This is a genomic window from Mycolicibacterium sp. TUM20985, assembly GCF_030295745.1.
Taxonomy (GTDB): Bacteria; Actinomycetota; Actinomycetes; order Mycobacteriales; family Mycobacteriaceae; genus Mycobacterium.
The window spans coordinates 2,341,833-2,366,763 of sequence record NZ_AP027291.1; the positions used below are offsets into that span (position 1 = coordinate 2,341,833).

The 24,931-nt window shown below is 67.7% G+C and carries 20 protein-coding genes and 1 tRNA gene; 15 read left to right on the forward strand and 6 right to left on the reverse strand.

The window, feature by feature from the left end:
* The first annotated feature begins 4 nt into the window (after nucleotides 1-4).
* Nucleotides 5-3,820: a bifunctional nitrate reductase/sulfite reductase flavoprotein subunit alpha gene (locus tag QUE68_RS11465; RefSeq protein ID WP_284226133.1), complete on the forward strand. Its 3,816-nt coding sequence runs from the start codon at nucleotides 5-7 to the stop codon at nucleotides 3,818-3,820.
* Nucleotides 3,821-3,829: 9 nt separating this feature from the next.
* On the opposite strand, the gene ctaD is transcribed toward QUE68_RS11465, so the two are convergent.
* On the reverse strand, nucleotides 3,830-5,575 hold the full coding sequence (ctaD, locus tag QUE68_RS11470) for an aa3-type cytochrome oxidase subunit I (protein WP_284226134.1): 1,746 nt from the start codon (nucleotides 5,573-5,575) through the stop codon (nucleotides 3,830-3,832).
* A 77-nt stretch (nucleotides 5,576-5,652) separates the two neighbouring features.
* Here ctaD and QUE68_RS11475 point away from each other — a divergent pair, with 77 nt between their 5' ends.
* Complete coding sequence (locus QUE68_RS11475) at nucleotides 5,653-6,738, forward strand: alpha/beta hydrolase fold domain-containing protein (protein WP_284226135.1); 1,086 nt, start codon at nucleotides 5,653-5,655, stop codon at nucleotides 6,736-6,738.
* Nucleotides 6,739-6,744: 6 nt separating this feature from the next.
* Here QUE68_RS11475 and QUE68_RS11480 read toward each other — a convergent pair.
* Nucleotides 6,745-6,830: transfer RNA gene (locus QUE68_RS11480), tRNA-Leu, on the reverse strand.
* A gap of 68 nt (nucleotides 6,831-6,898) precedes the next feature.
* Between QUE68_RS11480 and QUE68_RS11485 the strand changes: the two genes are divergently transcribed.
* Nucleotides 6,899-8,242 carry a M20/M25/M40 family metallo-hydrolase gene (locus tag QUE68_RS11485; RefSeq protein ID WP_284226136.1) on the forward strand — a complete coding sequence of 448 codons (1,344 nt, stop codon included), beginning with the start codon at nucleotides 6,899-6,901 and terminating at the stop codon, nucleotides 8,240-8,242.
* Nucleotides 8,243-8,274: 32 nt separating this feature from the next.
* Nucleotides 8,275-8,805: a YbhB/YbcL family Raf kinase inhibitor-like protein gene (locus tag QUE68_RS11490; RefSeq protein WP_284226137.1), complete on the forward strand. Its 531-nt coding sequence runs from the start codon at nucleotides 8,275-8,277 to the stop codon at nucleotides 8,803-8,805.
* Between the two features lie 49 nt (nucleotides 8,806-8,854).
* Here QUE68_RS11490 and QUE68_RS11495 read toward each other — a convergent pair whose 3' ends face one another.
* The 3 genes from QUE68_RS11495 to QUE68_RS11505 are packed head-to-tail and all read right to left on the reverse strand — an operon-like array spanning nucleotide 8,855 to nucleotide 11,153.
* A complete protein-coding gene (locus tag QUE68_RS11495) occupies nucleotides 8,855-9,928 on the reverse strand; it encodes a quinone-dependent dihydroorotate dehydrogenase (RefSeq protein ID WP_284230863.1) in 1,074 nt (357 codons plus the stop codon).
* On the reverse strand, nucleotides 9,928-10,185 hold the full coding sequence (locus QUE68_RS11500; protein WP_284226138.1) for a DUF5703 family protein: 258 nt from the start codon (nucleotides 10,183-10,185) through the stop codon (nucleotides 9,928-9,930). Before QUE68_RS11500 ends, QUE68_RS11495 begins: the two co-directional genes overlap by 1 nt.
* Nucleotides 10,182-11,153 carry a YncE family protein gene (locus QUE68_RS11505; protein ID WP_284230865.1) on the reverse strand — a complete coding sequence of 324 codons (972 nt, stop codon included), beginning with the start codon at nucleotides 11,151-11,153 and terminating at the stop codon, nucleotides 10,182-10,184. Before QUE68_RS11505 ends, QUE68_RS11500 begins: the two co-directional genes overlap by 4 nt.
* A gap of 148 nt (nucleotides 11,154-11,301) precedes the next feature.
* Between QUE68_RS11505 and QUE68_RS11510 the strand changes: the two genes are divergently transcribed.
* The 10 genes from QUE68_RS11510 to QUE68_RS11555 all read left to right on the forward strand — a co-directional run bounded on the left by QUE68_RS11510 (nucleotide 11,302) and on the right by QUE68_RS11555 (nucleotide 20,001).
* Complete coding sequence (locus tag QUE68_RS11510; protein ID WP_284226139.1) at nucleotides 11,302-11,601, forward strand: hypothetical protein; 300 nt, start codon at nucleotides 11,302-11,304, stop codon at nucleotides 11,599-11,601.
* Between the two features lie 36 nt (nucleotides 11,602-11,637).
* Nucleotides 11,638-12,468 (forward strand): undecaprenyl-diphosphate phosphatase, encoded by an 831-nt coding sequence (locus QUE68_RS11515; protein ID WP_284230867.1) that lies wholly within the window; start codon nucleotides 11,638-11,640, stop codon nucleotides 12,466-12,468.
* 13 nt (nucleotides 12,469-12,481) lie between these two features.
* On the forward strand, nucleotides 12,482-13,159 hold the full coding sequence (locus QUE68_RS11520) for a histidine phosphatase family protein (RefSeq protein ID WP_284226140.1): 678 nt from the start codon (nucleotides 12,482-12,484) through the stop codon (nucleotides 13,157-13,159).
* Between the two features lie 55 nt (nucleotides 13,160-13,214).
* Nucleotides 13,215-13,802, forward strand: a complete 588-nt coding sequence (locus QUE68_RS11525; RefSeq protein ID WP_284226141.1) for a DUF3090 domain-containing protein — start codon at nucleotides 13,215-13,217, stop codon at nucleotides 13,800-13,802.
* Nucleotides 13,786-14,616, forward strand: a complete 831-nt coding sequence (locus tag QUE68_RS11530) for an SCO1664 family protein (protein ID WP_284226142.1) — start codon at nucleotides 13,786-13,788, stop codon at nucleotides 14,614-14,616. Before QUE68_RS11525 ends, QUE68_RS11530 begins: the two co-directional genes overlap by 17 nt.
* Nucleotides 14,617-14,666: 50 nt before the next feature.
* On the forward strand, nucleotides 14,667-15,332 hold the full coding sequence (locus tag QUE68_RS11535; RefSeq protein ID WP_284226143.1) for a GNAT family N-acetyltransferase: 666 nt from the start codon (nucleotides 14,667-14,669) through the stop codon (nucleotides 15,330-15,332).
* 66 nt (nucleotides 15,333-15,398) lie between these two features.
* On the forward strand, nucleotides 15,399-16,106 hold the full coding sequence (locus tag QUE68_RS11540) for a 3'(2'),5'-bisphosphate nucleotidase CysQ (protein WP_286275634.1): 708 nt from the start codon (nucleotides 15,399-15,401) through the stop codon (nucleotides 16,104-16,106).
* Between the two features lie 97 nt (nucleotides 16,107-16,203).
* Entirely contained in the window at nucleotides 16,204-17,442 is a 1,239-nt protein-coding gene (gene mshC, locus QUE68_RS11545; protein WP_284226145.1) for a cysteine--1-D-myo-inosityl 2-amino-2-deoxy-alpha-D-glucopyranoside ligase, read from the forward strand.
* Nucleotides 17,443-17,511: 69 nt separating this feature from the next.
* Complete coding sequence (locus QUE68_RS11550) at nucleotides 17,512-18,969, forward strand: DUF1254 domain-containing protein (RefSeq protein WP_284226146.1); 1,458 nt, start codon at nucleotides 17,512-17,514, stop codon at nucleotides 18,967-18,969.
* 48 nt (nucleotides 18,970-19,017) lie between these two features.
* A complete protein-coding gene (locus QUE68_RS11555; protein WP_284226148.1) occupies nucleotides 19,018-20,001 on the forward strand; it encodes an acyl-ACP desaturase in 984 nt (327 codons plus the stop codon).
* Here the strand turns inward: QUE68_RS11555 and QUE68_RS11560 are convergent.
* Nucleotides 19,998-20,861 (reverse strand): PAC2 family protein, encoded by an 864-nt coding sequence (locus QUE68_RS11560; RefSeq protein WP_284230871.1) that lies wholly within the window; start codon nucleotides 20,859-20,861, stop codon nucleotides 19,998-20,000. The genes QUE68_RS11555 and QUE68_RS11560 overlap by 4 nt on opposite strands.
* A gap of 404 nt (nucleotides 20,862-21,265) precedes the next feature.
* Between QUE68_RS11560 and metH the strand changes: the two genes are divergently transcribed.
* Nucleotides 21,266-24,928 (forward strand): methionine synthase, encoded by a 3,663-nt coding sequence (gene metH / locus QUE68_RS11565; protein ID WP_286275805.1) that lies wholly within the window; start codon nucleotides 21,266-21,268, stop codon nucleotides 24,926-24,928.
* The last annotated feature ends 3 nt before the right edge of the window (nucleotides 24,929-24,931 follow it).

Here is a 24,931-nt window from a genome sequence, read left to right on the forward strand (position 1 = left end):
TCGCGTGACAGTCACGACCAGAACCGCATGCTCGTACTGCGGTGTCGGCTGTGGCATCGAGGTCCAGACCCGAACCGACACCGCGAGCGGCCTCCCGGTGATCGCCAGGGTGTCGGGTGACAAGTTGCACCCGACCAACTTCGGTCGCCTGTGCACCAAGGGGGCCACACACGCCGAGCTGATGGCGGCCGACGGCGACCGGCTGAGCTCGGCGCTGCTGCGGCCGTCCCGCGGTGAGCAAGCCGTGGCGACTTCGGTGGACGAGGCTGTCGCCGAGGCCGGGCGGCGCCTGCGGGCCATCGTCGACGAGCACGGACCGGACGCGGTGGCGCTGTACGTCTCCGGTCAGATGTCCATCGAGGCGCAGTATCTGGCGACCAAGCTGGCCAAGGGCTTCTTGCGGACGGTCCACATCGAGTCGAACTCGCGGCTGTGCATGGCAAGCGCGGGCACGGGCTACAAGCAATCGCTGGGGTCGGACGGTCCGCCCGGGTCGTACACGGACTTCGATGTCACCGATCTGTTCTTCGTCACCGGCTCGAACATGGCCGACTGCCATCCGATTCTGTTCCTGCGCATGGCTGAACGCCACAAGGCGGGTGCCAAGCTCATCGTCGTCGATCCGCGCCGCACGACGACCGCAGAGAAGGCCGACCTGTTCCTCCAGATCAAGCCGGGGACCGACCTGGCCCTGCTGAACGGCATCCTGCACCTGCTCGTCGAGTCCGGTGACGTCGACCGTGACTTCATCGCCGAACACACCGACGGCTGGGACGCGATGCCGGACTTCCTCCAGGACTACCCGCCGGACGTCGTCGCGGAGATCACCGGATTGGCCGAAGCCGACATCCGGACGGCCGCAACGATGATCGCCGAGGCGGGCGCCTGGATGACCTGCTGGACCATGGGTCTGAACCAGAGCACGCACGGGACGTGGAACGCCAACGCCATCTGCAACCTCCACCTGGCGACCGGCGCCATCTGCCGGCCAGGAAGTGGGCCCATGTCGATGACGGGTCAACCCAATGCCATGGGTGGCCGCGAAATGGGTTACATGGGGCCGGGTCTGCCCGGTCAGCGGGTGGTCACCTCCGCCGACGACCGCCTGTTCGTCGAGGGCAAGTGGCACCTGGAACCCGGCTCCATCCGCACCGACGTCGGGCCGGGCACGATCGACATGTTCAAGCAGATGGCCGACGGCGACATCAAGGCCTGTTGGATCGTCTGCACGAATCCGGTTGTCAGCGTGGCGAACCGCAAGACGGTGATCACCGGTTTGGAATCGGCGGAGCTCGTCATCACCCAGGACGCCTATCGGGCGACGGCGACCAACCACTACGCCGACATCGTCCTGCCAGCGACCCTGTGGGCCGAAACGGACGCGGTGATGGTCAACTCGGACCGTAACCTCACCCTGCTGCAGCAGTCCATCCCCGCCCACGGCGACGCCAGGCCCGACTGGTTGTTGATCTGTCAGGTCGCCGAGCAGCTCGGCTTCGGCGAACACTTCGCGTACGAATCGAGTGCGGACGTCTTCGACGAGATCCGCGAGTTCTCCAATCCGGGAACCGGTTACGACCTTCGTGGCGTCAGCTACGACCGCCTGCGACAGGGACCGGTGCAATGGCCCGCGCCGCCGCTCGACCAGCCGGGCGGGGACGTCGACCGGCATCCGATCCGCTATCTGAACGACGGCGTGAGCCAGAACCTCTACGTCGACGGCGACGGCCACCGCCCCAGGCTGGCCTTCGCGACCCCATCGCGGCGCGCGGTCTTCCTTCCGCGGCCGCACATGGATGCCAAGGAGATGCCCGACGACGACTATCCGATGGTGCTGAACACCGGACGTCTGCCACACCAATGGCACACGATGACGAAGACCGGCAAGGTGGCGAAGCTCAACAAGCTCGACAACGGGCCGTTCGTCGAGATTCACCCGATCGACGCCGGAGCGCAGAACATCGTCGACGGACAGCCGGTCGAACTGGCGTCGCGACGCGGTCGTGCGGTGCTGCCCGCGGTGCTGACCGACCGCGTCCGGCCCGGCAACTGCTTCGTGCCGTTCCACTGGAACGACGAGCATGGCGAGTACCTCGCCATCAACGCCGTCACCTCCGACGCGGTCGACCCGGATTCGTTGCAACCCGAGTTCAAGGCGTGCGCGGTCAGCCTGCGCGCGGCGGGACCAGCCCCGCCGCCGCCGGACGTCGTCGCACCGCCCGCGGACGGTCTGGGGGCACTGGTGCTCTGGGCGTCCCAGACCGGCACCGCGGAGGACGTCGCGGCACGGGTGGTGGAACGTCTCGGCACCCCCGACACACCTGCCCGCGTGATGAACATGGACGCCTGTGCGCTGACCGACCTCGCTACCTCCGGCGAGGTGCTGATCGTCACCAGCACTTTCGGCGACGGCGGTCCACCGGACAACGGTGCCGACTTCTGGCGCCGGTTGGCGTCAGCCGAGGCACCCGCCTTGGACGGGGTCCGCTACGCGGTGCTGGGCATCGGTGACCGCGCCTACGACGACTTCTGTGGCCACGCCAGGTCGGTGGACGCCCGGCTGGCCGAACTCGGGGCGACCCAGCTGGCCCAGCGCGTCGACTGCGAGGCGTACGACGACGAGCCGATGGCGCAGTGGATCCAGCAGGTCTCCGGCCTGGTGACCGCATCGCCCGGGCCGGTGGGGCCCCGGGAGGTGCGCCCCGTCGCACCGTTCACCCGAGCCAAGCCGGTCGACGCACCGTTGAGTCGCAATGTAGTGCTGACGGCCCCTGGAGCGGCAAAGGAGGTGCGGCAGTTCGGGTTCGACATCTCCGCCTACGACGTCACCTACGAGGTCGGGGATGCGCTCGGGGTGTACGCCACCAACGACGACGCGACCGTCACGCGGTGGCTCGCGGCCACCGGGCTGCCCGCCGAGGACGTGATCGAGGTGGACGGTCGCGAGCTGACGCTGCGCGAAGCCCTCACGACGCACTTCGACCTGTGCCGCATCACCCCGAACCTGCTCGACTTCGTCACCGGGGCCAGCGTCCAGGCGAGTTCGCTGCGAAACCTTCGCCGCAATCGCGCGGAGTGGGACCGGTGGCTCCGGGGCCGCGACGGGGTGGACGTCGTGACGGAGTTCGGGGTGCGCGCCGAGGTGGAGCAGTGGCGCGACGCCCTGGTCCGCCTGACACCGCGGTCGTATTCGATCTCGAGCAGCCCGCTGGTCAGCCCTCACGAAGTGCAGTTGACCGTATCGGTGGTGCGCTATCCGGGTCGCGACGGGACGCGGCGCGGCGGGGTGTGTTCGACGTTCCTGGCCGACCGGGCGTCCCACGCGTCGGTCTTCCTGCAGCCGTCACCGCACTTCCGGCCGCCGGACGACGGGACGACCCCGATGATCATGGTGGGACCGGGGACCGGTGTCGCACCGTTCCGCGGCTTCCTGCAGCAGCGCCGCGCCCTTGGTCACACGGGCCGCAACTGGCTCTTCTTCGGCGATCAGCACCGGGCCGAGAACTTCTATTACCGTGAGGATTTGGAGGACATGGTCGACGACGGTCTGTTGAACCGGCTCGATCTCGCGTTCTCGCGCGACCAACCTCAGCGGGTGTACGTGCAGCACAAGCTCGCGGACTACGGGCACGACGTCTGGCGGTGGCTGGAGGACGGTGCGCACTTCTACGTGTGCGGTGATGCCACCCGCATGGCCAAGGACGTCGACGATGCGCTGACCGCCGTCATCCGTGAGCACGGCGGGATGTCCAGCGAGCGCGCCCGCGACTACAAGCGCGAACTGGTCGCCGCCAAACGCTATGTGCGGGACGTCTACTGACGATTCGACTCAGGAGCGCACCGAGACGTCATCGCTGGCCGTGACGTCACCGCCCTCGGGATGTGGACCGCCGCCGATGTGCGACTCGGCCCGCATGCGTTCCACCATGTGCGGGTAGTGCAGCTCGAAAGCCGGCCGTTCCGAACGGATTCGGGGCAGCTCGGTGAAGTTGTGCCGCGGCGGCGGGCAACTGGTCGCCCATTCCAGCGAGTTGCCGTAACCCCACGGATCGTCGACGGTCACCGGCTCGCCGTAGCGCCAGCTCTTGAACACGTTCCACACGAACGGGATCGTCGAGATGCCCAGGATGAACGCACCGATCGTCGATATGACGTTCAGCGTGGTGAAGCCGTCGGTGGGCAGGTAGTCCGCGTAGCGGCGCGGCATCCCCGAATTGCCCAGCCAGTGCTGCACCAGGAACGTGGTGTGGAACCCGATGAACGTCAGCCAGAAGTGCACCTTGCCCAGGCGTTCGTCGAGGAGTCGGCCGGTCATCTTCGGGAACCAGAAGTAGATGCCCGCATAGGTGGCGAACACGATCGTGCCGAACAGCACGTAGTGGAAGTGCGCGACGACGAAGTAGGAGTCGGTGACGTGGAAGTCCAACGGCGGGCTGGCCAACAGCACCCCTGACAAACCGCCGAGCAGGAACGTGACCAGGAAGCCCACCGAGAACAGCATCGGTGTCTCGAAGGTCAACTGGCCCTTCCACATCGTGCCGATCCAGTTGAAGAACTTGATCCCGGTGGGCACCGCGATCAGGAACGTCATGAACGAGAAGAACGGCAGCAGAACGGCTCCCGTGGCGTACATGTGGTGCGCCCACACCGCAACCGACAGCGCGGCGATCGAGATGGTGGCGTAGATCAGCGTGGTGTAGCCGAAGATCGGCTTGCGGCTGAACACCGGGAAGATCTCCGAGACGATGCCGAAGAACGGCAGCGCGATGACGTACACCTCGGGGTGGCCGAAGAACCAGAACAGGTGCTGCCACAGGATCACCCCACCGTTGGCGGGGTCGTAGATGTGCGCCCCGAGCAGCCGGTCGGCCGCCAGTCCGAACAGCGCCGCCGTGAGGATGGGGAAGATGATGAGCACCAGGATCGAGGTCACCAGGATGTTCCAGGTGAAGATCGGCATCCGGAACATCGTCATGCCGGGCGCGCGCATGCAGACCACCGTGGTGATCATGTTGACGCCACCCAGGATGGTGCCCAGACCGCCGACCCCCAGACCGAAGATCCACAGGGTGGCACCCACACCGGGCGAGTGGACGGCGTCGGTCAGCGGGGTGTACGCGGTCCAACCGAAGTCGGCCGCGCCGCCGGGAGTGATGAACCCCGACAGGGCGATCAACGCCCCGAAGAGGAAGAGCCAGAAGGACAGTGCGTTCAGTCGGGGAAACGCCACGTCGGGCGCGCCGATCTGCAGCGGCAGCACCAGGTTGGCGAAGCCGAACACGATCGGGGTGGCGTAGAACAGCAGCATCGCGGTGCCGTGCATGGTGAACAGCTGGTTGTACTGCTCGTTGGACAGGAACTGCAGTCCGGGGGCGGTGAGCTCGGCGCGGAGGAACAGCGCCATCAGCCCGCCGATGAAGAAGAAGATGAAGCAGACGACGCAGTACATGATGCCGATCAGCTTGTGATCGGTGGTGGTCACCAGCTTGTAGATCAGATTGCCCTTGGGGCCGAGGCGCTCGGGGAACGGACGACTGGCCTGAAGTTCGTCGATCTGCGCTTCGTCGATGGTCATAGGCGTTCATTCACCGTCAACGCGGTCATGCGTCGCTAGGGGCTTTCGTCACCAGTGTTCTGCAGTAGGTTTTCGACATGGCTGCACCGCGTACGGTCGACGTCACCCTTCCCGGCCGCCTCGGCGACCCGACCATGGAATTGCGCTCCGATCCGAGGGCAGACCCCCGGATGCTGGCGGCCATCGCGCCATTCGGGCTCGACACGTTGGCAGCCGATCTGCCCGTTGACCGTCGGTCACCGCTCGAGGAGCTGCTCGCCGTCGCGGCGGCCGCCGAACAGGCCTTCGACGGTGTGTTCGGTGCCCTGCTCGCCGACATCCCGTCGCCTCAGCCGGTGGACACCCGCACCCTGAGCGTCACCGGGGTCGACGGCAACGAGATCACGCTGTACGTCCATCGTCCGATCGGTGTGTCGGCACCCATGCCGGGTCTACTTCATCTCCACGGCGGAGGGATGGCCATCCTCAAGGCGGCCGACCGGTCCGCCTCGGTGTGGCGGGAAGCGCTTGCCGCCCAAGGCTGCGTGGTCGTCGGCGTCGAGTTCCGTAATTCCGCCGGAACGCTTGGCGCGCACCCGTTTCCGGCCGGTCTCGAGGACTGTGCCAGCGCGCTGGAGTGGATGCACGCGCAGCGCGACGGTCTCGGGTTGACGTCGATCGTCGTGACCGGTGAGTCCGGCGGTGGCAACCTGTCGCTCGCCACGGCGTTGAAGGCCAAGCGGGACGGCAGGCTCGACCGGATCGACGGGGTGTACGCCCAGGTGCCGTTCATCTACGGCGGTTACGACACCCCCAACCCCGCGCTACCGTCGCTCGTCGAGAACGAGGGCTACTTCCTGGGCCCGTCGATGATGACGCTCATGGCGGCGCTGTACGACCCGACGGGTCAGCACACCACCGATCCGCTGGCGTGGCCGTACTACGCCGACGAGCGTGACATGCAGGGGTTGCCGCCGCACGTCGTGAGCACCGACGAGCTCGACCCCCTGCGGGACGAGGGGCTGGCCTACCTGCGGGCGTTGCAGCGCGCAGGCGTGGACGCCTCGGGCCATACCTACAGCGGGGTCGGGCACGCAGGCGAGCAGATCGTGGCCGCGGCGGTTCCCGAGCTGTTCCAACGGGCGCTGCGCGACGTCGCGACCTTTGCGCGCCGCGTGCGATGAAAACAGTGTCCGAGGGGGGACTTGAACCCCCACGCCCGTTAATAGGGCACTAGCACCTCAAGCTAGCGCGTCTGCCATTCCGCCACTCGGACAAGAGCGCCTAAGGCTAACGGATCAACGGTGCCCGGACCAAAACCGGAGGGAGAGTGCAATGGTACGAATGGTGACCGTGAGTGATTCTCCCCAGCCGTCCGACGAGGTCGTCGAACTCGTCAGCGCGTTGATTCGGTTCGACACCTCGAACACCGGCGAGCTCGACACCACCGCGGGTGAGGAGGAGTGCGCCCGCTGGGTGGCTCGTCAGCTCGAGGACGTCGGCTACGAATGCGAGTACGTCGAGTCGGGCGCCCCGGGCCGCGGCAACGTCGTCACCCGACTGCGCGGCGCCGACCCCAGCCGCGGGGCCCTGCTCGTGCACGGCCACCTCGACGTGGTGCCCGCCGAGGCGGCCGACTGGAGCGTGCACCCGTTCTCCGGCGCCGTCTCCGACGGCTACGTCTGGGGCCGCGGGGCGATCGACATGAAGAACATGATCGGGATGATGATCGCGGTCGCACGCCACCTCAAGCGGACCGGGACCGTGCCGCCGCGCGATCTGGTGTTCGCCTTCGTCGCCGACGAGGAGGCCGGCGGCAAGTACGGCTGCGGGTGGCTGGTCGAGAACCGGCCCGATCTGTTCGCGGGCGTCACCGAGGCGATCGGCGAGGTCGGCGGGTTCTCCCTGACCGTGCCGCACCGAGACGGCGGCGACAAGCGGCTCTATCTGATCGAAACCGCCGAGAAGGGCATGCGGTGGATGCGGCTGACCGCCCGCGGCCGGGCCGGGCACGGTTCCTTCGTGCACGACGACAACGCCGTCACCACGCTCGCGGGGGCGGTCGCACGGCTGGGCAGCTACGAGTTCCCGGTCGTCCTGACCGATCCGGTCGCGCAGTTCCTCGGCGCCGTGGGCGAGGAGACGGGACACGCCTTCGATCCCGCGTCACCGGACCTCGAGGGGACGATCGCCAAGTTGGGGCCCATTGGGCGCATCGTGGGCGCCACGCTGCGCGACTCGGCCAACCCCACCATGCTGAAGGCCGGCTACAAGGCCAACGTCATCCCCGCCACCGCCGAGGCCGTCGTCGACTGCCGGGTGCTGCCGGGGCGGCAGGCGGCGTTCGAGGCGACGGTCGACGAGCTGATCGGGCCGGACGTGACCCGCGAGTGGATCACCGAGTTGCCGTCGTATGAGACAACGTTCGACGGCGAGCTGGTCGACGCCATGAACTCGGCGCTGCTGTCGGTGGATCCCGACGCGCGCATCGTGCCCTACATGCTCTCCGGCGGTACGGACGCCAAACACTTTGCGCGCCTTGGCATTCGTTGCTTCGGCTTCATCCCGCTGCGCCTGCCCCCCGAACTGGACTTCGCGGCGTTGTTCCACGGCGTCGATGAGCGGGTACCCGTCGAATCGCTGACGTTCGGAACCCAGGTTCTCGAGCACTTCCTCCTGCACTGCTGAACAATCACCGGAAGACCAACCGAAGGGATCCAATGAGCACCCCGTACGACAACCTTCCCCAGTTGCCGAGCTTCACCCTCACCTCGACCTCGATCACCGACGGCGCGCCGCTGTCGCAGGAACAGGTCAGCGGCATCATGGGCGCCGGGGGATCGGACGTGTCCCCGCAGTTGAGCTGGTCGGGGTTCCCCGAGACCACGCGCAGCTTCGCCGTGACGATGTACGACCCCGACGCGCCGACGGCCTCCGGGTTTTGGCACTGGGCGGTGGCGAACCTGCCCGCGACGGTGACGGAGCTGCCCGAGGGCGTCGGCGACGGCAGCCACGCCGAGTTTCCCGGCGACGCGCTGACACTGCCCAACGACGCCGGTCTGAAGCGCTTCATCGGCGCTGCCCCGCCCCCGGGACACGGCCCGCACCGCTACTTCGTGGCCGTCCACGCCGTCGACGTGGAGAAGTTGGACCTGCCCGAGAGCGCCACCCCGGCGTACCTGGGTTTCAACCTGTTCAGCCACGCGATCGCGCGCGCCGTCATCATGGGCACCTACGAGATCGCCGACTAACCCCGCGAGCAGACGCAAAGGGCCCTGAAACCCTGCGAATGAGGGCCTTTTACGTCTGCTCGCGAGGCGTTGCCGAGCCGACCGCCTCGGCCAGGGTGGCGAACCCGCCGTCGTGGAGGCGTCGCGCCAGGCCGTCGTGAAGGTTCTTGGCCCAGGAACCGCCGCCGTAGACGAAGCCGGTGTACCCCTGCAGCAGTGAGGCACCCGCAGTGATTCGCTCCCACGCGTCGTCGGCCGTCTCGATGCCGCCGACGCTGATCAAGACCAGCCGGTCGCCGACGCGACGGTAGAGCCGCCGCAGGATCTCGACGGAGCGCTGCGCGACCGGCGGCCCGGAGACGCCGCCGGGGCCAAGGTCGGCGACGCCGAGGGTCGCCAGACCGTCGCGCGACACGGTGGTGTTGGTGGCGACGATGCCCGCCAGCCCCAGTTCGACTGCCAGATCGGCGATCTCGTCGACGTCGGCGTCGGACAGGTCCGGGGCGATCTTCACCAGCACCGGTGTCGTGGTCTGCGCCCGGACCGCCGTCAGGATGGGCCGCAGCGAGGCCACGGCCTGCAGGTCGCGCAGCCCGGGGGTGTTGGGCGAGCTGACGTTGACCACCAGGAAGTCCGCCAGGGGGCCGACGAGGCGGGCGCTCTCGGTGTAGTCGGCCACCGCGTCCGCTCCCGGCGTGGTCTTGGTCTTGCCGATGTTGGCGCCAATCGGGATTCCGGCGACGTGGCGGCTCAGTCGCAACGCCAACTCGCCGGCACCGTGGTTGTTGAAGCCCATCCGATTGAGCAGCGCTCGGTCGTCGGCGAGGCGGAACATCCGCGGCGGGGGGTTGCCCGGTTGCGCGTGCGCGGTCACGGTGCCGATCTCGGCGTACCCGAAACCCATTGCGCCCCAAGTGTTCAGACCCGTGCCGTCCTTGTCGAAGCCTGCGGCCAAGCCCACGGGGCCGGGGAATTTGACCCCGAACACCGTCGACTCCAGAACGGGATCGTGTGGCGCCAGCCACTTCCCGAGAACCCGGCGCGCCAGCGCGGTCGCCGTGACCAAGCGCAGGCAGGCGAAGACCACGGTGTGGATCCGCTCGGGCGGCACCAGGAACAGGATCCGCCGCAGCGCGCCATAGATCATGGCTTGGGCCGACCGTCGTCGCTCATCCATTCCGACGCAGACTTCCTGCGCCGCAACAACACCCGTCGACTGCCATCGGTGTAGAGGCGCACGCGGGTCAACTCCCAGCCGCGATACTCGGCCTCGATGGACAGCCGGATCGACGCGGACACCCGGGTCACGTCCGGCGGCAGCCGAAGTGGCACCCACTCGTAGTCGTCGGAGAGATCCGCCTCCCACGCGGCGGGCATGCGCCCGCGCTGATGGGCCGTCATCCGGCGGCCCGTGGGATCACTTGCACGCCCGCACCCGAGCCGGACACCACGAACAGCGTGCCGGTCGAATCGTCGAAGCTCAGGAAGTTGGGCTGCTGCACGGTGGGATGGCGCACCTTCTCGACGGGAATTCCGGTCGAGAGATCGTAACCAACCACGCTGTTGGTCGCCGTCTGCGACACCCACGCCAGCCGCGAGGTGCCCGCGAGGCCGTAGGGCGCCCCCTTGACGGGGTACTGCTGGCGCAGCATGAGCGGGTCCGTGCCGAACACTAGGAGTGCCTGACCGCGGGTGTCGGCGACGAGGATGCGGCCCTCGGGGTCGGTGACCATCGTGGTGGCGCCCTCACCCGCCCGCAGTGCGTGCTCCTGCTTGGTGCCGGAGGCGTCCACGGTCGTGACCGACGTCTGGCCGCGATCGAGGACGGCGACCGTGTCACCCCGCGCGACCAGGGCGTCGACGCGAGCGAAGATCTGCAGCCGCGCCTGCACCGAGGTGTCGGAGCCGAGCGTGTACACCGCACCGTCGGCGCTGCCGAGGACCACCTTTCCGTCCGCCCGACGGGTGATCGCGGTGAACTCGGTGTCGGGCTGGCCGTCGACGTCGAACCGGGTCACCGCGTCACCTCCGCGAACGTCGACCATGAAGTAGCCACCCTTCGTGGACGCGAACACCGTGCCGCCGCCGTCATCGACGACGGCGGTCGCTGGCGCAGGCAGCCGCACCGTCCGAGCCGCCCCGGCCGCGGGAAACACGGTGAGCGCCGACCCGCCCCCGGCGCCCTGGGTCAGCACCACCAGCGTCGATGTAGCCGCATCGAAGACCGCTGCCTCGCCCACCCCGTCGAGGGGTCGCACCGACCCCGCGGGCGTCGTGGTCACCGCGGGCGAATCGGCCGCCCGGGCAGGGGAGATCGTGGGTGGCGGACTGTCGGTGGGCGTAGTGGAACACGCCAGGCAGGCAACCATCGTCACGATCCAAAGAAGGCTGTGACCTAGGCGACGCTTCGGTGTTTCGTTCAGCGGCAAAGGGTAACCCTCAGTTGTGCGAATCGGATGGCAATCGAACGGTCAGTCTAGGCACCATCAGGAAGCGACCCCCCGATATGGTTCCCTCATGACCGGCGCAGCGGACGGTGGTCAATTCGCGATCGACGATCTGTCGACCGGAGTGCATGCCAGCGGATTCGGGCGGGTCGGCGACGGCAGGAGCTTCTCCTTCCACGTCGAGAAGCAGACGCTGTTCGTCGAGGTGTATCGCCCGCGCCTGAGCGGTCCGGTGCCCCACGCGGAGGACGTGGTTGCGGCGGCCAGCCGGAGCCTGGCCCACGTCGACGTTGCCGACGAGCGCAGCTTGGCCGCCGCCGTCCGCGATGCCGTCGCCGACGCCCAGCCGGTGCCACGCTCAGCGCGCTGACAGCTACGCCACGGTACGGTCGTCGGCGTGATGGACATGTCGTGGCTGCAGGTCGTGGTGTTGGCAGTGGTCCAAGGCCTTACGGAATTCCTGCCGGTGTCGTCCTCCGCCCATCTCGCGATCGTGTCGAAGCTGTTCTTCGCCGATGACGCGGGCGCGTCTTTCACCGCCGTCAGCCAGCTCGGCACCGAGCTCGCGGTGCTGATCTACTTTGCCCGCGACATCAGCCGCATCGTGGTGGCGTGGTTCGGCGGGCTGCGCGACCCCGCCCGCCGCACCCCCGACTACTGGCTGGGCTGGTGGGTGATCATCGGCACCATCCCGATCGGCGCCGCCGGGCTGATCTTCAAGCACTACATCCGCGACGACGTGCGCAATCTGTGGATCATCGCAACAGCGTTGATCGCGTTCTCCGCCGTCATCGCGGCCGCCGAGTACTTCGGCAAGCAGACCCGACCGATCGAACGATTCACCTGGAAGGACAGCATCGTCATCGGACTGTCACAGTGCCTGGCCCTGATCCCCGGGGTGTCGCGATCGGGCGCCACGATCAGCGCAGGCCTGTTCATGGGCCAGGAGCGTGAGGCGGCGGCCCGGTTCGGGTTCCTGCTGGCCATCCCCGCCGTGCTCGCGTCGGGGTTGTACTCCCTGCCCGACGCATTCCACCCCGACGGCAGGGGGATGAGTGCGTCCGGCCCGCAACTGGCGGTGTCCGTGGTCATCGCCTTCGTCGTCGGCCTCGCCGCCGTGTCGTGGTTCCTGAAGTTCCTGGTGCGCCACGGTATGTACTGGTTCGTCGGCTACCGGGTGATCCTCGGCGTGACGCTCCTGATCCTGCTGGGCACCGGCGTGGTGGCAGCGCAGTGATAATGGACCAACGATGACCGTCATCCTGCTGCGCCACGGTCGCTCGACGTCGAATACCGCCCACACGCTGGCGGGCCGCGCCGACGGGGTCGACCTCGACGACAAGGGACGCGAACAGGCCGAGTCGGTGATCGCCCGCATCGGCGAGCTGCCCGTGAAGGCGATCGTGCGGTCGCCGCTGCTGCGCTGTGAGCGAACAGTGACTCCGCTGGCCGAGGCACTCGGACTGCAACCCGTGGTGGAGGACAGGCTGACCGAGGTGGACTACGGCGCCTGGACCGGTCGCAAGATCGGCGACTTGGTCAAGGAACCGCTGTGGGCGGTGGTGCAGCAGCAACCCAGTGCGGCGGTCTTCCCCGACGGCGAGGGCCTCGCCGAGGTTCAGGCGAGGGCGGTAGCGGCGGTCCGCCACCACGACCGCACCCTGGCCGAGCAGCACGAAGGCGACGTGCTGTGGGTGGCCTGTACGCATGGTGACGTGATCAAGTCGATCATCGCCGACGCGCTGGGAACTCACCTCGATAGCTTTCAGCGCATCACCGCGGATCCGGCGTCCATGAGCGTCATCCGGTACACCTCGGTGCGGCCCTTCGTGCTCCACGTCAACCACACCGGCGCCGCGTTGACCGCGGCACTCCTGGCGAAACCCGAGCCCTCGGGTGACGCGGTGGTCGGCGGCTCCACAGACTGACACGCGTCGTTCGATTCACGGCCGAGGTCGCACTACCGGTATTTTGGGAGGCGTCATGACTCGTTCGATTCACGTCTTCCGTTCACCCGACCGCTTCGTGGCCGGGACGGTCGGGCAACCGGGCGACCGTACGTTCTACCTTCAGGCCGTGCACGACGAACGCGTCGTGTCGGTCGAGCTCGAGAAGCAACAGGTGGCGGTGCTGGCGGAGCGGATCGCCGCGCTGCTTCTGGAGATCAACCGCCGGTTCGGTACCCCGGTGCCACCCGAGACGGACGAGATCGAGGATCTCAGTCCGCTGGTGACACCGGTCGACTCCGAGTTCCGCGTCGGGACCATGGGTCTCGGCTGGGATGCCGAGGCGCAGACGGTGGTGGTGGAACTGCTCGCGGTGTCCGACACGGAGTTCGACGCATCGGTCGTGCTCGACGACGCCGAGGAGGGACCCGACGCCGTGCGCGTGTTCCTGACGCCGGAGTCGGCGCGGGAGTTCGCCGCCAGGTCCAACCGGGTCATCTCCGCGGGCCGGCCGCCGTGCCCGCTCTGCGACGAACCACTGGATCCCGCCGGACACATCTGCGTGCGCACCAACGGCTATCGACGAGGCGCGATGGCGGGAACCGACGATGACGCAGCCACCTGACCACGACGGGGTGATCCGTGACGGCGAGCTGACCGTCATCGGGCGCATCAGGTCGGCGAGCAACGCCACCTTCCTCTGCGAGGCGCACCTCGACGATCGCCAGGCGCACTGTGTCTACAAGCCGGTCGCCGGCGAGGCGCCGCTATGGGACTTCCCGGACGGCACGCTTGCGGGGCGGGAGGTCTCGGCCTACCTGATCTCGGCGGCGCTGGGCTGGAACGTGGTGCCCTACACCGTCCTTCGCGACGGGCCCGCAGGCCGGGGGATGGTCCAGCGGTGGGTGGATCAGCCCGGTGATGCCCTCGCCGGTGAGGAGGCACCGGAGCCGCCCGACACCGGACCGGACCTGGTGGACCTGCTTCCGACGGGTCACCTGCCGCCCGGCTTCCTGCCGATCCTGCAGGCCTACGACTACGCGGGTGACGAGGTGACCCTGGTCCACGCCGACGACGACCGGTTGCGTCGGATGGCCGTGTTCGACGTCCTGATCAACAACGCCGATCGCAAGGGCGGTCACATCCTGGCCAGTGTCGACGGCAACGTGTACGGCGTCGACCACGGTGTGAGCCTGCACACCGAGAACAAGTTGCGCACGGTGCTGTGGGGCTGGGCGGGCAAACCGGTGGACGATGACGCACTGCACGATGTCACGGGTCTGCGCGATGCCCTCCTCGGCGATCTCGACGAAACGTTGCGGCCGCACATCAGCAGTCGGGAGATCGACGCGTTGTATGCCAGAGCGGTTGCTGTGCTGGACAATCCGGTGATGCCCGCGCCTGACCGGCGCAGGCCCATCCCGTGGCCCGCGTTCTGAGTTTGGCCGAGCCGTCGGCCACGGCAGCGCGGTGTTCTACGCTCATCGTCATGACTGATCACGACCACGCCGCCGCCCGCAGGGAGATCGCCGACGCCCTCCAGAAGGCGCTCGACCGCCGTCACGAGGTGCTCGACGTGATCGTCGAAGCCGACGACCGGTCGGCCGCGGTCAAGGCCATCGCGACCTTGCTCGACACGTCACAGGTCGGCGGAGAGTCGGTCATGTCGATCTCGTTCGACCAGCTCACCAGGGATTCGCGCCGCAAGATCGCCGTCGAACTGGAGGATCTCAACAAGCAGCTCAGCTTCACCCTCGGGGAGCGGCCCGCCAGCTCGGGGGACAGCCTGGTCCTGCGCGTGTTCACCTCGGAACACGACCGCGATCTGTTCGCCGCCCGCACCGACGACGTCGGCGCCAAGGGCGACGGCTCCGGGGCCCCCGCGGGCAACCTCGACGACGAGATCAACGCCGCGCTGCGACGGGTGTCGAACGAGGAGGCGGTGTGGTTCGTGGCGGAGGAGGGTGCCGACAAGGTCGGCATGGTCTTCGGTGAGCTCGTCGGTGGTGAGGTCAACGTTCGGGTCTGGATTCACCCCGAGCACCGGCACCGCGGGTTCGGCACCGCCGCGCTGCGCCGGTGCCGCTCCGAGATGGCGGCCTACTTCCCGGCGGTCCCGATGGTCGTGCGCGCGCCCGGCGCCACGCCCAGGTAGCACCCGATTAACGACCCTGGGAGCGATACGGCACTCGCCGCGGAGATCGCCGCCGAAGCCGGAGAGATGCTCGTCGAGCTGCGCGCGGAGCTCGGCTTCAACGATTACTACGACCTCGGCGACGCCGGAGACCGGCGCGCCAACAGGCTGATCCTGGACCGTCTGAAAGAGCACCGGCCCGGTGACGCCGTCCTGTCCGAGGAGGCGGCCGACGACCTGGCCCGGGTGCGCGCCGATCGGGTGTGGATCGTCGATCCGGTCGACGGAACCCGGGAGTTCTCGATGGCCGGCCGGACCGACTGGGCAGTGCACATCGCGCTATGGCAGCGCACCGGCGGTCCGGCCGGTGAGATCACCGACGCCGTCGTCGGGTTGCCCGCCCTCGGCGAGGTCTACCGCTCGGACACGATCACCCCGCCGCCGCCGCGCGAGCCCGGGCCCATCCGCATCGCGACGAGCCGCAACCGGCCACCGACGGTGCTGTGGTGGCTGCGCGACATGCTCGACGTCGAGCTGATCGGCATCGGTTCGGCGGGTGCGAAGGCGATGGCGGTCGTGCGTGGCGACGTCGACGCCTACGTGCACGCCGGTGGACAGTACGAGTGGGACTCGGCGGCTCCGGCCGGCGTCGTGCTGGCGGCGGGACTGCACGCGTCGAGGCTGGACGGCTCGCCGCTGCGGTACAACCGCCCCGACCCGTACCTGCCGGACTTCGTGATGTGCCGGCCGGAGGTCGCCGCAACCCTGCTGGACGCGATCCGCTCGGTGTTCTGACCTGCGATCGGGAATGGATCGCCGCCGCGCATTGTCCCTTCACGTCGAGTAACCACCGTCGGAGGCCGAACTGAGCGCACACCCTAGAGTCGAAGCCATGCAATCGTGGCCGGCGCCCAACGTCCCGGAGCTCCCCGGCCCGGGAGTGCCGTTGCGTCTGTACGACAGTGCCGACCGGCAGGTACGTCCCGTCGCGCCCGGTGCCACCGCGACCATGTACGTCTGCGGCATCACACCGTACGACGCGACCCATCTCGGCCACGCCGCGACCTATCTCACGTTCGATCTGGTCTACCGGTCCTGGCTCGATGCCGGCCATCGGGTGCACTACGTCCAGAACGTCACCGACGTGGACGACCCGCTGTTCGAGCGGGCGGCGCGCGACGGCATCGACTGGCGCGATCTCGGCGCCAGGGAGATCCAGCTCTTTCGCGAGGACATGGCGGCGCTGCGGGTGCTACCGCCGCACGACTACGTCGCGGCGACCGACGCCATCGCCGAGGTGATCGAACTGGTCGAGAAGATGCTGGCCTCCGGCGCGGCCTACGTGGTGGACGACGCCGAGTACCCCGACGTGTACTTCCACGCCGACGCGACCGCGCAGTTCGGTTACGAGTCGAACTACGACCGCGACACCATGCTCAGGTTCTTCGGCGAACGGGGCGGTGATCCGGACCGCCCCGGCAAGGGTGATGCGTTGGACGCCTTGCTCTGGCGCGCGGAGCGACCGGGGGAGCCGAGCTGGCCGTCACCGTTCGGGGCCGGCCGGCCAGGGTGGCACGTCGAGTGTGCCGCCATCGCACTGGACCGCATCGGCACCGGCCTCGACATCCAGGGCGGCGGCAGCGATCTGATCTTCCCGCACCACGAGTTCTCCGCCGCGCACGCCGAATCGGCTACGGGGGAGCGGCGTTTCGCGCGGCACTACGTGCACGCGGGCATGATCGGCCTCGACGGCCACAAGATGAGCAAGAGCCGCGGCAATCTGGTGCTGGTGTCGCGGCTGCGCGCGGACGGCGTCGAACCCGCGGCCATTCGACTCGGTCTGCTCGCCGGGCACTATCGGTCCGACCGCTCCTGGGACGAGGCGGTCCTGGCCGAGGCCCAGGGCCGCCTCACCCGGTGGCGGGCGGCCACCGCGTTGCCCGCGGGTCCTGACGTCGCCGATGTGATCGCGCGCGTCCGGCAGTATCTTGCCGACGATCTTGACACCCCGAAAGTCCTTGCCGCACTCGATGGTTGGACCACCGACGCCTTGGAGTACGGCGGCCGGGACGCCGACGCGCCGGGCCGACTCGCGGCCGTCGTCGACGCGTTGTTGGGAATTCAGCTGTAGCTGCCCGCGGTGACACCCCGTGACACGCGGATCAGCCGCGGCTCGGACTTCCAGTGGTTTGATGTCGAGGTGAGAACCGAATCCGTCCGACGGGTGCTCGCCGTCGGCGTCGTCGCAGCGCTCGTCATCGTCTTGGCGGCCTGCGCGAGAAGTGACAAGCCCGAGGCGGTCGGTTCGGCCCCGTCGCCACCACCGGCGCCGGTGGTCACCCCCGAGCAGGCCAGGGCGATAGCCAAGGAGGCCTATGTCTGGGGCTTCCCGATGGTCGACGACTATCGCGTCATGTACTCGTACTTCGTGGACCAGGACGACGCGGAGTACAAGGGCGCGTGGAACCAGGTGCACAGCGCGGCACGCGTCTACACGCCCGCCGACACCACGATCCAGACGCCGAACTCGGACACCCCCTACTCGGCGCTCGGCGCCGACCTGCGCACCGAGCCCCTGGTGCTCACCGTTCCGCCCATCGATCAGGACCGGTACTTCTCGCTGCAGTTCGTCGACCTCTACACCTCCAACTTCGCCTACGTCGGCAGCCGGACGACGGGCAACAGTGGCGGCAAATACCTTCTCGCGGGTCCGAAGTGGAAGGGAGACAAGCCGGCGGGCATCAACGAGGTCATCCGCTACGACACCGATCTGGCGCTGGTGCTCTACCGCACGCAGCTGTTCGAGCCCGCAGACATCGACAACGTCAAGCGCATCCAGGATGGCTACCAGGTTCAGCCGCTGTCGGTCTTCCTCAAGCAGCCGCTGCCGCCACCGGCTCCGGCGATCGACTTCGTCCCCGCGCTCACCGCCGATCAGGAGCGCACGTCACCGCAGTTCTTCGACATCTTGAACTTCGTGATGAAGTTCGCCCCGACGCTGCCCGCCGAGCGGGACCTGCGCGCCCGGTTGGCCACCATCGGGATCGGCCCGGACGGCTCCTTCGACGCCGAGAAGCTGTCTTCAGAGATGAAGACGGCGATCCAGGACGGGATGGCCGACGCATGGGCCGAACTCGACACGTTGAAGAAGGATCAGATCGACACCGGAAAGATCGGTGCGGCCCAATTCTTCGGAACGGCAGCCGATCTCAAGGGAAACTACCTCTACCGAATGGCCGGCGCGGTGTTGGGCATCTACGGCAACACCGCCGCCGAGGCGCTCTACCCGAGCGCCAGCACGGATTCGACGGGTGCACCGCTGACCGGCGCGTCCAACTACACCTATCGGTTCGCGCCCGATGAACTGCCGCCGGTCAACGCGTTCTGGTCGCTGACGATGTACGAGTCGCCCAAGAACCTGCTGGTGGCCAACCCCGTCAACCGCTATCTGATCAACTCGCCGATGCTGCCCGCGTTGGTTCCCGATGCCGACGGCGGCTACACCCTCTACGTGCAGCACGAGTCGCCCGGGCCGGAGCGCGAACCCAACTGGTTGCCGGCGCCCGAGGGGCCGTTCACGTTGGTGTTGCGGCTGTACTGGCCGAAACCCGATGCGCTGAACGGCACTTGGAAGGCCCCACAACCGACGAAGGCTTAGGCGCGGTTCACCGGAATTCCTTCGCTGCGGTAGTACTGTAGCTGCACGATGGCACGCCTCCTGACCGACCCAGAGCTCATCCGAGAGCTAGAACCGGTCGTCGAGGCCGGCCTCAACCAGCACTTCGCGACCACCAGGAACTGGTCTCCGCACGATTACGTGCCGTGGTCGGACGGCTCCGACTACGCGGCCCTCGGCGGCCGCGACTGGGATCTCGAACAGTCGCCGCTGTCGGAGTTGGCCCGCATCGCGATGGTGACCAACCTCCTCACCGAGGACAACCTGCCGTCCTACCATCGCGCGGTCGCCGGTTACTTCACCCTCGACGATGCCTGGGGCAACTGGGTCAATCGGTGGACCGTCGAGGAGAACCGGCACGGCATGGCGCTGCGTGACTACCTCGTGGTGACCAGGGCCGTGGACCCGATCGAGCTGGAGCAGGCCAGGCTGTTGCAGGTCACCGCCGGGTTCAGCCCCGGGCAGCAGGGTCAGGGCGACATCGCGCCCGAATCGTTCCTCGATGCGGCCGCCTACGTGACCTTCCAGGAGCTGGCCACCCGGGTCAGCCACCGCAACACCGGGAAGGCGTGCGACGAGCCCGTCGCCGATGCCCTGCTGAAGCGCATCGCGTTCGACGAGAACCTGCACATGATCTTCTACCGCGGGCTGACGGGTGCGGCGCTGGACCTATCGCCCGATCGCGCGATGCACTCGATCTGCCGCATCCTGACGAACTTCCAGATGCCCGGCTTCTCCATCCCGAACTTCCGCCGCAACGCGGTCAAGATGGCCGTCGGTGGCATCTACGACGCACGTCAGCATCTCGACGAGGTGGTGCTGCCGGTGCTGCGCAAGTGGCGCATCTTCGAGCGCACCGACTTCACCGCGGCGGGTGAGGCCGAACGCGACGCCCTCGGCGCCTTCCTCGAGAAGATGGAAGCCGAGGCGGCCAAGTTCGACGAGTCGAAGGCCCGATATCTCGAGCGGGCCGCCCGCAAGGGGCAGCGGATCGCGTCGAAGTCGCTGGTCTAACCGCGGAAGCCGGGGCCGCGCCTACGCAGGTAGCGTTCGAACTCCGCGGCCAGTGCGTCCCCGTCGATCTTGCCGAGCGCCTCGGTCATGTCCACCTCCGCGTCACCGCGTTCCTCGAGCGAGGTGACGTATTCGGCGATCTCCTCGTCCTCGGCCGTCATCTCGCTGACGGCCTGCTCCCACTCCTCGGCCTGGATCGGCAGGTCGGCGAGGGGGACCTCGATGTCGAGGACGTCCTCGACCCGTCGGAGCAGCGCGACCGTAGCCTTCGGATTGGGCGGTTGCGATACATAGTGCGGGACCGCGGCCCAGAACGTCACCGCCGGGATGCCCGCGGCCACGCAGGCGTCCTGGAAGACGCCGGCGATGCCGGTCGGCCCCTCGTACCTGGTCTCCTCGAGGCCGAAGAACTTCGCCGACTCGGGGGAGTAGGCCGCCCCCGACACCGGTACCGGACGGGTGTGCGGCGTATCGGCGAGAAGGGCGCCGAGGATCACCACCGTGTCGACGTTCAGCTTGTCGGCGATGGCCAGTAACTCGGCGCAGAACGTCCGCCACCGCATGTTCGGTTCGACGCCGTGCATCAGCACGATGTCGCGGTCGCTGCCCGGCGGGCGGCAGTGTGAGATGCGCATCGACGGCCACACCAGCTCACGCGTCACACCGTCGATCTGGCGGATCACGGGACGGTTCACCTGGTAGTCGTAGTAGGCCTCGTCGTCGATCTCGACGATCGTCTCGGCCTCCCAGATCACGTCGAGGTGCTCGAGGGCGTCGCTGGCCGCGTCACCGGCGTCGTTCCAGCCTTCGAAGGCCGCGACGATGATGGTGTCCTGCAGGCTTGGCAGGTCTGTCACCAGGCCAGCGTAAGCCCTGCCCGGCGTCGGCGAGGGCCATGGTGTGGCGGGTCGGCATACGGATCGAAAGGCCCTCGACGGGGCCGTCCGACGCGGTCGAGACGAAACACGTTTGGCAGCAATCTGGTTGAGGGGGGTGGCCGCGACACCACCGAGGAGATCGGTGAGCCGTCACGGCGCAGCAAACCGGGCGTCCCAACGTCGACGAGGTGACGACGTAGACTTGATGGGTCGAGAGGCGTTGCAACGGTTTCTGGGGGGTCTGGGTCTCCCCGGTATCCGCCACGCTCGGCAGAGCTAAGGACGCCTTCCGCAACTTACGGAAGGATCGTTACGTGGACGCCTGGGAGCCGAACATCCGCCCCGACTGCACCGGTGAGCTGACGGCAGCGCTGCGCCAGCGGATCATGGTGATCGACGGCGCGATGGGCACGGCGATCCAGCGCGACCGGCCCGACGAGGCCGGATATCGCGGTGACCGGTTCAGGGAGTGGCCGACTGCGCTGCAGGGCAACAACGACCTGCTCACCCTGACGCAGCCTCAGATCATCGAGGGGATCCACCGCGAGTACCTCGAAGCGGGCGCCGACATCCTCGAGACGAACACGTTCAACTCGAACTCGGTCTCGCTGTCCGACTACGACATGCACGAGCTGGCCTACGAGCTGAACTACGCCGGCGCGGCCCTTGCCCGCAGGGTCTGCGACGAGTTCAGCACCCCGGACAAGCCGCGCTACGTCGCAGGCGCCCTCGGGCCGACGACGCGGACCGCGTCGATCTCGCCGGACGTCAACGACCCCGCAGCCCGCAACGTTTCCTACGACCAGCTGGTCAGCGCCTACCTCGACGCGGCCAACGGCCTGGTCGACGGTGGTTCCGACCTCCTGATCATCGAGACGATCTTCGACTCGCTGAACTCCAAGGCGGCGGTGTTCGCCATCGAGACGCTGTTCGAGGAACGCGGACGCCGCTGGCCGCTGATCATCTCGGGCACCATCACCGATGCCTCCGGGCGGACGTTGTCCGGTCAGGTCACCGAGGCATTCTGGAACGCGATCAGACACGCCAAGCCGCTCGCGGTCGGCCTCAACTGCGCGCTGGGCGCGCCGGAGATGAGGCCGTACATCGCGGAGGTGGCGCGGATCGCGGACACCTTCGTCTCCTGCTACCCGAACGCCGGCCTGCCCAACGCGTTCGGCGAGTACGACGAGTCCCCGGAGCGTCAGGCCAGTTACCTCGCCGAGTTCGCCGTGGCCGGCCTGGTCAACCTGGTCGGCGGTTGCTGCGGAACGGCGCCGCCGCACATCGCCGAGATCGCCAAGGTCGTGGACGGCAAGGCGCCCCGTCAGCTGCCGGTGATCGACGTGGCGACCCGGCTCTCGGGCCTGGAGCCGCTCAACATCACCGACGGGTCCCTGTTCGTGAACATCGGTGAGCGGACCAACATCACCGGCTCCGCCCGGTTCCGCAACCTGATCAAGGCCGAGGACTACGACACCGCCCTGTCGGTGGCCCTGCAGCAGGTCGAGGTCGGTGCACAGATCATCGACATCAACATGGACGAGGGCATGATCGACGGCGTCGCCGCGATGGACCGGTTCACCAAGCTGATCGCGGCCGAGCCCGACATCAGCCGCGTGCCGGTGATGATCGACTCCTCCAAGTGGGAGGTCATCGAAGCGGGCCTGAAGAACGTGCAGGGCAAGCCGATCGTCAACTCGATCTCCATGAAGGAGGGCGAGGAGAAGTTCATCCGCGAGGCACGGCTGTGCCGCAAGTACGGTGCCGCCGTCGTCGTGATGGCCTTCGACGAGCAGGGTCAGGCCGATAATCTGGAGCGCCGCAAAGAGATCTGCGGGCGCGCCTACCGAATCCTGACCGAAGAGGTCGGCTTCCCGGCCGAGGACATCATCTTCGATCCGAACTGCTTCGCGTTGGCGACCGGTATCGAGGAGCATGCGACGTACGGGATCGACTTCATCGAGGCCTGCTCGTGGATCAAGGAGAACCTTCCCGGGGTGCACATCTCCGGCGGTATCTCGAACGTGTCGTTCTCGTTCCGGGGCAATAACCCCGTCCGTGAGGCGATCCACGCCGTGTTCCTCTACCACGCCATCAAGGCCGGCCTGGACATGGGCATCGTCAACGCTGGCGCGCTGGTGCCCTACGACTCGATCGACCCCGAGCTGCGGGACCGCATCGAGGACGTCGTGCTGAACCGTCGCGAGGACGCGGCCGAGCGACTCCTCGAGATCGCCGAGCGATACAACAGCTCCGACAAGCCCGACGATCCGGTGGCCGCCGAGTGGCGATCTCTTCCGGTCCGCGAGCGGATCACGCATGCCCTGGTCAAGGGGATCGACGCCGACGTCGACACCGACACCGAGGAACTGCGGGCCGAGATCGACGCCGCGGGTGGTCGCCCGATCGAGGTGATCGAGGGCCCGCTGATGGACGGTATGAACGTCGTCGGTGACCTCTTCGGCGCGGGCAAGATGTTCCTGCCTCAGGTGGTGAAGTCGGCCCGGGTGATGAAGAAGGCCGTGGCCTACCTGCTGCCGTTCATCGAGGCCGAGAAGGAACAGTCCGGCGCCACTGCGAAGAAGGACACCAACGGCACGATCATCATGGCGACCGTGAAGGGCGACGTCCACGACATCGGCAAGAACATCGTCGGAGTCGTGTTGCAGTGCAACAACTACGAGGTGATCGACCTCGGTGTGATGGTGCCCGCCCAGAAGATCCTGGACGCGGCCAAGGAGCACGACGCCGACATCATCGGGCTGTCCGGCCTGATCACCCCGTCCCTGGACGAGATGGTCAACTTCGCCGTCGAGATGGAGCGTCAGGGGCTGGAGATCCCGCTGCTGATCGGCGGTGCGACCACCTCGCGTGCACACACGGCGGTGAAGGTGGCGCCGCGTCGTTCCGGTCCGGTGGTGTGGGTCAAGGACGCGTCCCGCTCGGTGCCGGTCGCTGCCGCGCTGCTGGACGACAAGCAGCGGCCAGCCCTGCTGGAGGCCACCGAGAAGGATTACGCGTCTCTTCGCGAACGGCACGCCCAGAAGAGCGAACGCAAGATGCTGACACTTGAGAAGGCCCGCGCGAACCGGACGCCGATCGAGTGGGAGGGGTACACGCCGCCGGTGCCCGCCCAAGGCCTCGGGGTGCGGGAATTCCTGGACTACGACATCGCCGAGCTGCGCGAATACATCGACTGGCAGCCCTTTTTCAACGCCTGGGAGATGAAGGGCCGCTTCCCCGACATCCTCAACAACCCGGTTGCGGGCGAGACTGCCCGCAAGCTGTACGAGGACGCCCAGGAGATGCTCGACACCCTGATCAAGGAGAAGTGGCTGACCGCCAACGGGGTGATCTCGTTCTTCCCGGCGAACGCGGTCGGCGACGACGTCGAGGTCTACACCGACGAGACCCGTACCGAGGTGCTGACCACGTTGCACCACCTGCGCCAGCAGGGCGAGCACCGCGACGGCATCCCGAACCGGAGCCTCAGCGACTTCGTCGCCCCCAAGGACACGGGCCTCCGGGATTACATGGGCGGTTTCGCGGTCACCACCGGGCTCGGCAGCGGGGACAAGATCGTCGAGTTCCAAAAAGCCAACGACGACTACAGCGCCATCCTGCTGGAGTCGCTCGCCGACCGGCTGGCGGAGGCGTTCGCCGAACGGATGCACCAGCGGGTCCGCAAGGAGTTCTGGGGATTCCAGCCCGACGAGACGTTGGACAACGAGGCACTCATCGGTGAGAAGTACGTGGGAATCCGTCCCGCCCCCGGTTATCCGGCCTGCCCGGAGCACACCGAGAAGGCGACGCTGTGGGAGTTGATGGACGTCAAGGAGCGCACCGGCATCGAGCTGACCGAGTCGATGGCGATGTGGCCCGGTGCTGCCGTCAGCGGCTGGTACTTCGCGCACCCGCAGTCGCAGTACTTCGTGGTCGGCCGGATCGCCCAGGACCAGGTCGCCGACTACGCGAAGCGCAAGGGCTGGACCCTGAAGGAAGCCGAGCGTTGGCTCGCCCCCAATCTCGGCTACAACCCGGAGGACTGAATG

Excerpts from the sequence above, each read along its gene's own strand:
- ctaD (WP_284226134.1), bottom strand. The coding sequence starts at position 5,575 with ATGACCATCGACGAAGCGCAGATCGACGAACTTCAGGCCAGTCGTCCG.
- QUE68_RS11475 (WP_284226135.1), top strand. The coding sequence starts at position 5,653 with ATGGCTGCACCGCGTACGGTCGACGTCACCCTTCCCGGCCGCCTCGGC.
- QUE68_RS11485 (WP_284226136.1), top strand. The coding sequence starts at position 6,899 with ATGGTGACCGTGAGTGATTCTCCCCAGCCGTCCGACGAGGTCGTCGAA.
- QUE68_RS11490 (WP_284226137.1), top strand. The coding sequence starts at position 8,275 with ATGAGCACCCCGTACGACAACCTTCCCCAGTTGCCGAGCTTCACCCTC.
- QUE68_RS11500 (WP_284226138.1), bottom strand. The coding sequence starts at position 10,185 with ATGACGGCCCATCAGCGCGGGCGCATGCCCGCCGCGTGGGAGGCGGAT.
- QUE68_RS11505 (WP_284230865.1), bottom strand. The coding sequence starts at position 11,153 with ATGGTTGCCTGCCTGGCGTGTTCCACTACGCCCACCGACAGTCCGCCA.
- QUE68_RS11510 (WP_284226139.1), top strand. The coding sequence starts at position 11,302 with ATGACCGGCGCAGCGGACGGTGGTCAATTCGCGATCGACGATCTGTCG.
- QUE68_RS11515 (WP_284230867.1), top strand. The coding sequence starts at position 11,638 with ATGTCGTGGCTGCAGGTCGTGGTGTTGGCAGTGGTCCAAGGCCTTACG.
- QUE68_RS11520 (WP_284226140.1), top strand. The coding sequence starts at position 12,482 with ATGACCGTCATCCTGCTGCGCCACGGTCGCTCGACGTCGAATACCGCC.
- QUE68_RS11525 (WP_284226141.1), top strand. The coding sequence starts at position 13,215 with ATGACTCGTTCGATTCACGTCTTCCGTTCACCCGACCGCTTCGTGGCC.
- QUE68_RS11530 (WP_284226142.1), top strand. The coding sequence starts at position 13,786 with ATGACGCAGCCACCTGACCACGACGGGGTGATCCGTGACGGCGAGCTG.
- QUE68_RS11535 (WP_284226143.1), top strand. The coding sequence starts at position 14,667 with ATGACTGATCACGACCACGCCGCCGCCCGCAGGGAGATCGCCGACGCC.
- QUE68_RS11540 (WP_286275634.1), top strand. The coding sequence starts at position 15,399 with ATGCTCGTCGAGCTGCGCGCGGAGCTCGGCTTCAACGATTACTACGAC.
- mshC (WP_284226145.1), top strand. The coding sequence starts at position 16,204 with ATGCAATCGTGGCCGGCGCCCAACGTCCCGGAGCTCCCCGGCCCGGGA.
- QUE68_RS11555 (WP_284226148.1), top strand. The coding sequence starts at position 19,018 with ATGGCACGCCTCCTGACCGACCCAGAGCTCATCCGAGAGCTAGAACCG.
- metH (WP_286275805.1), top strand. The coding sequence starts at position 21,266 with ATGGTGATCGACGGCGCGATGGGCACGGCGATCCAGCGCGACCGGCCC.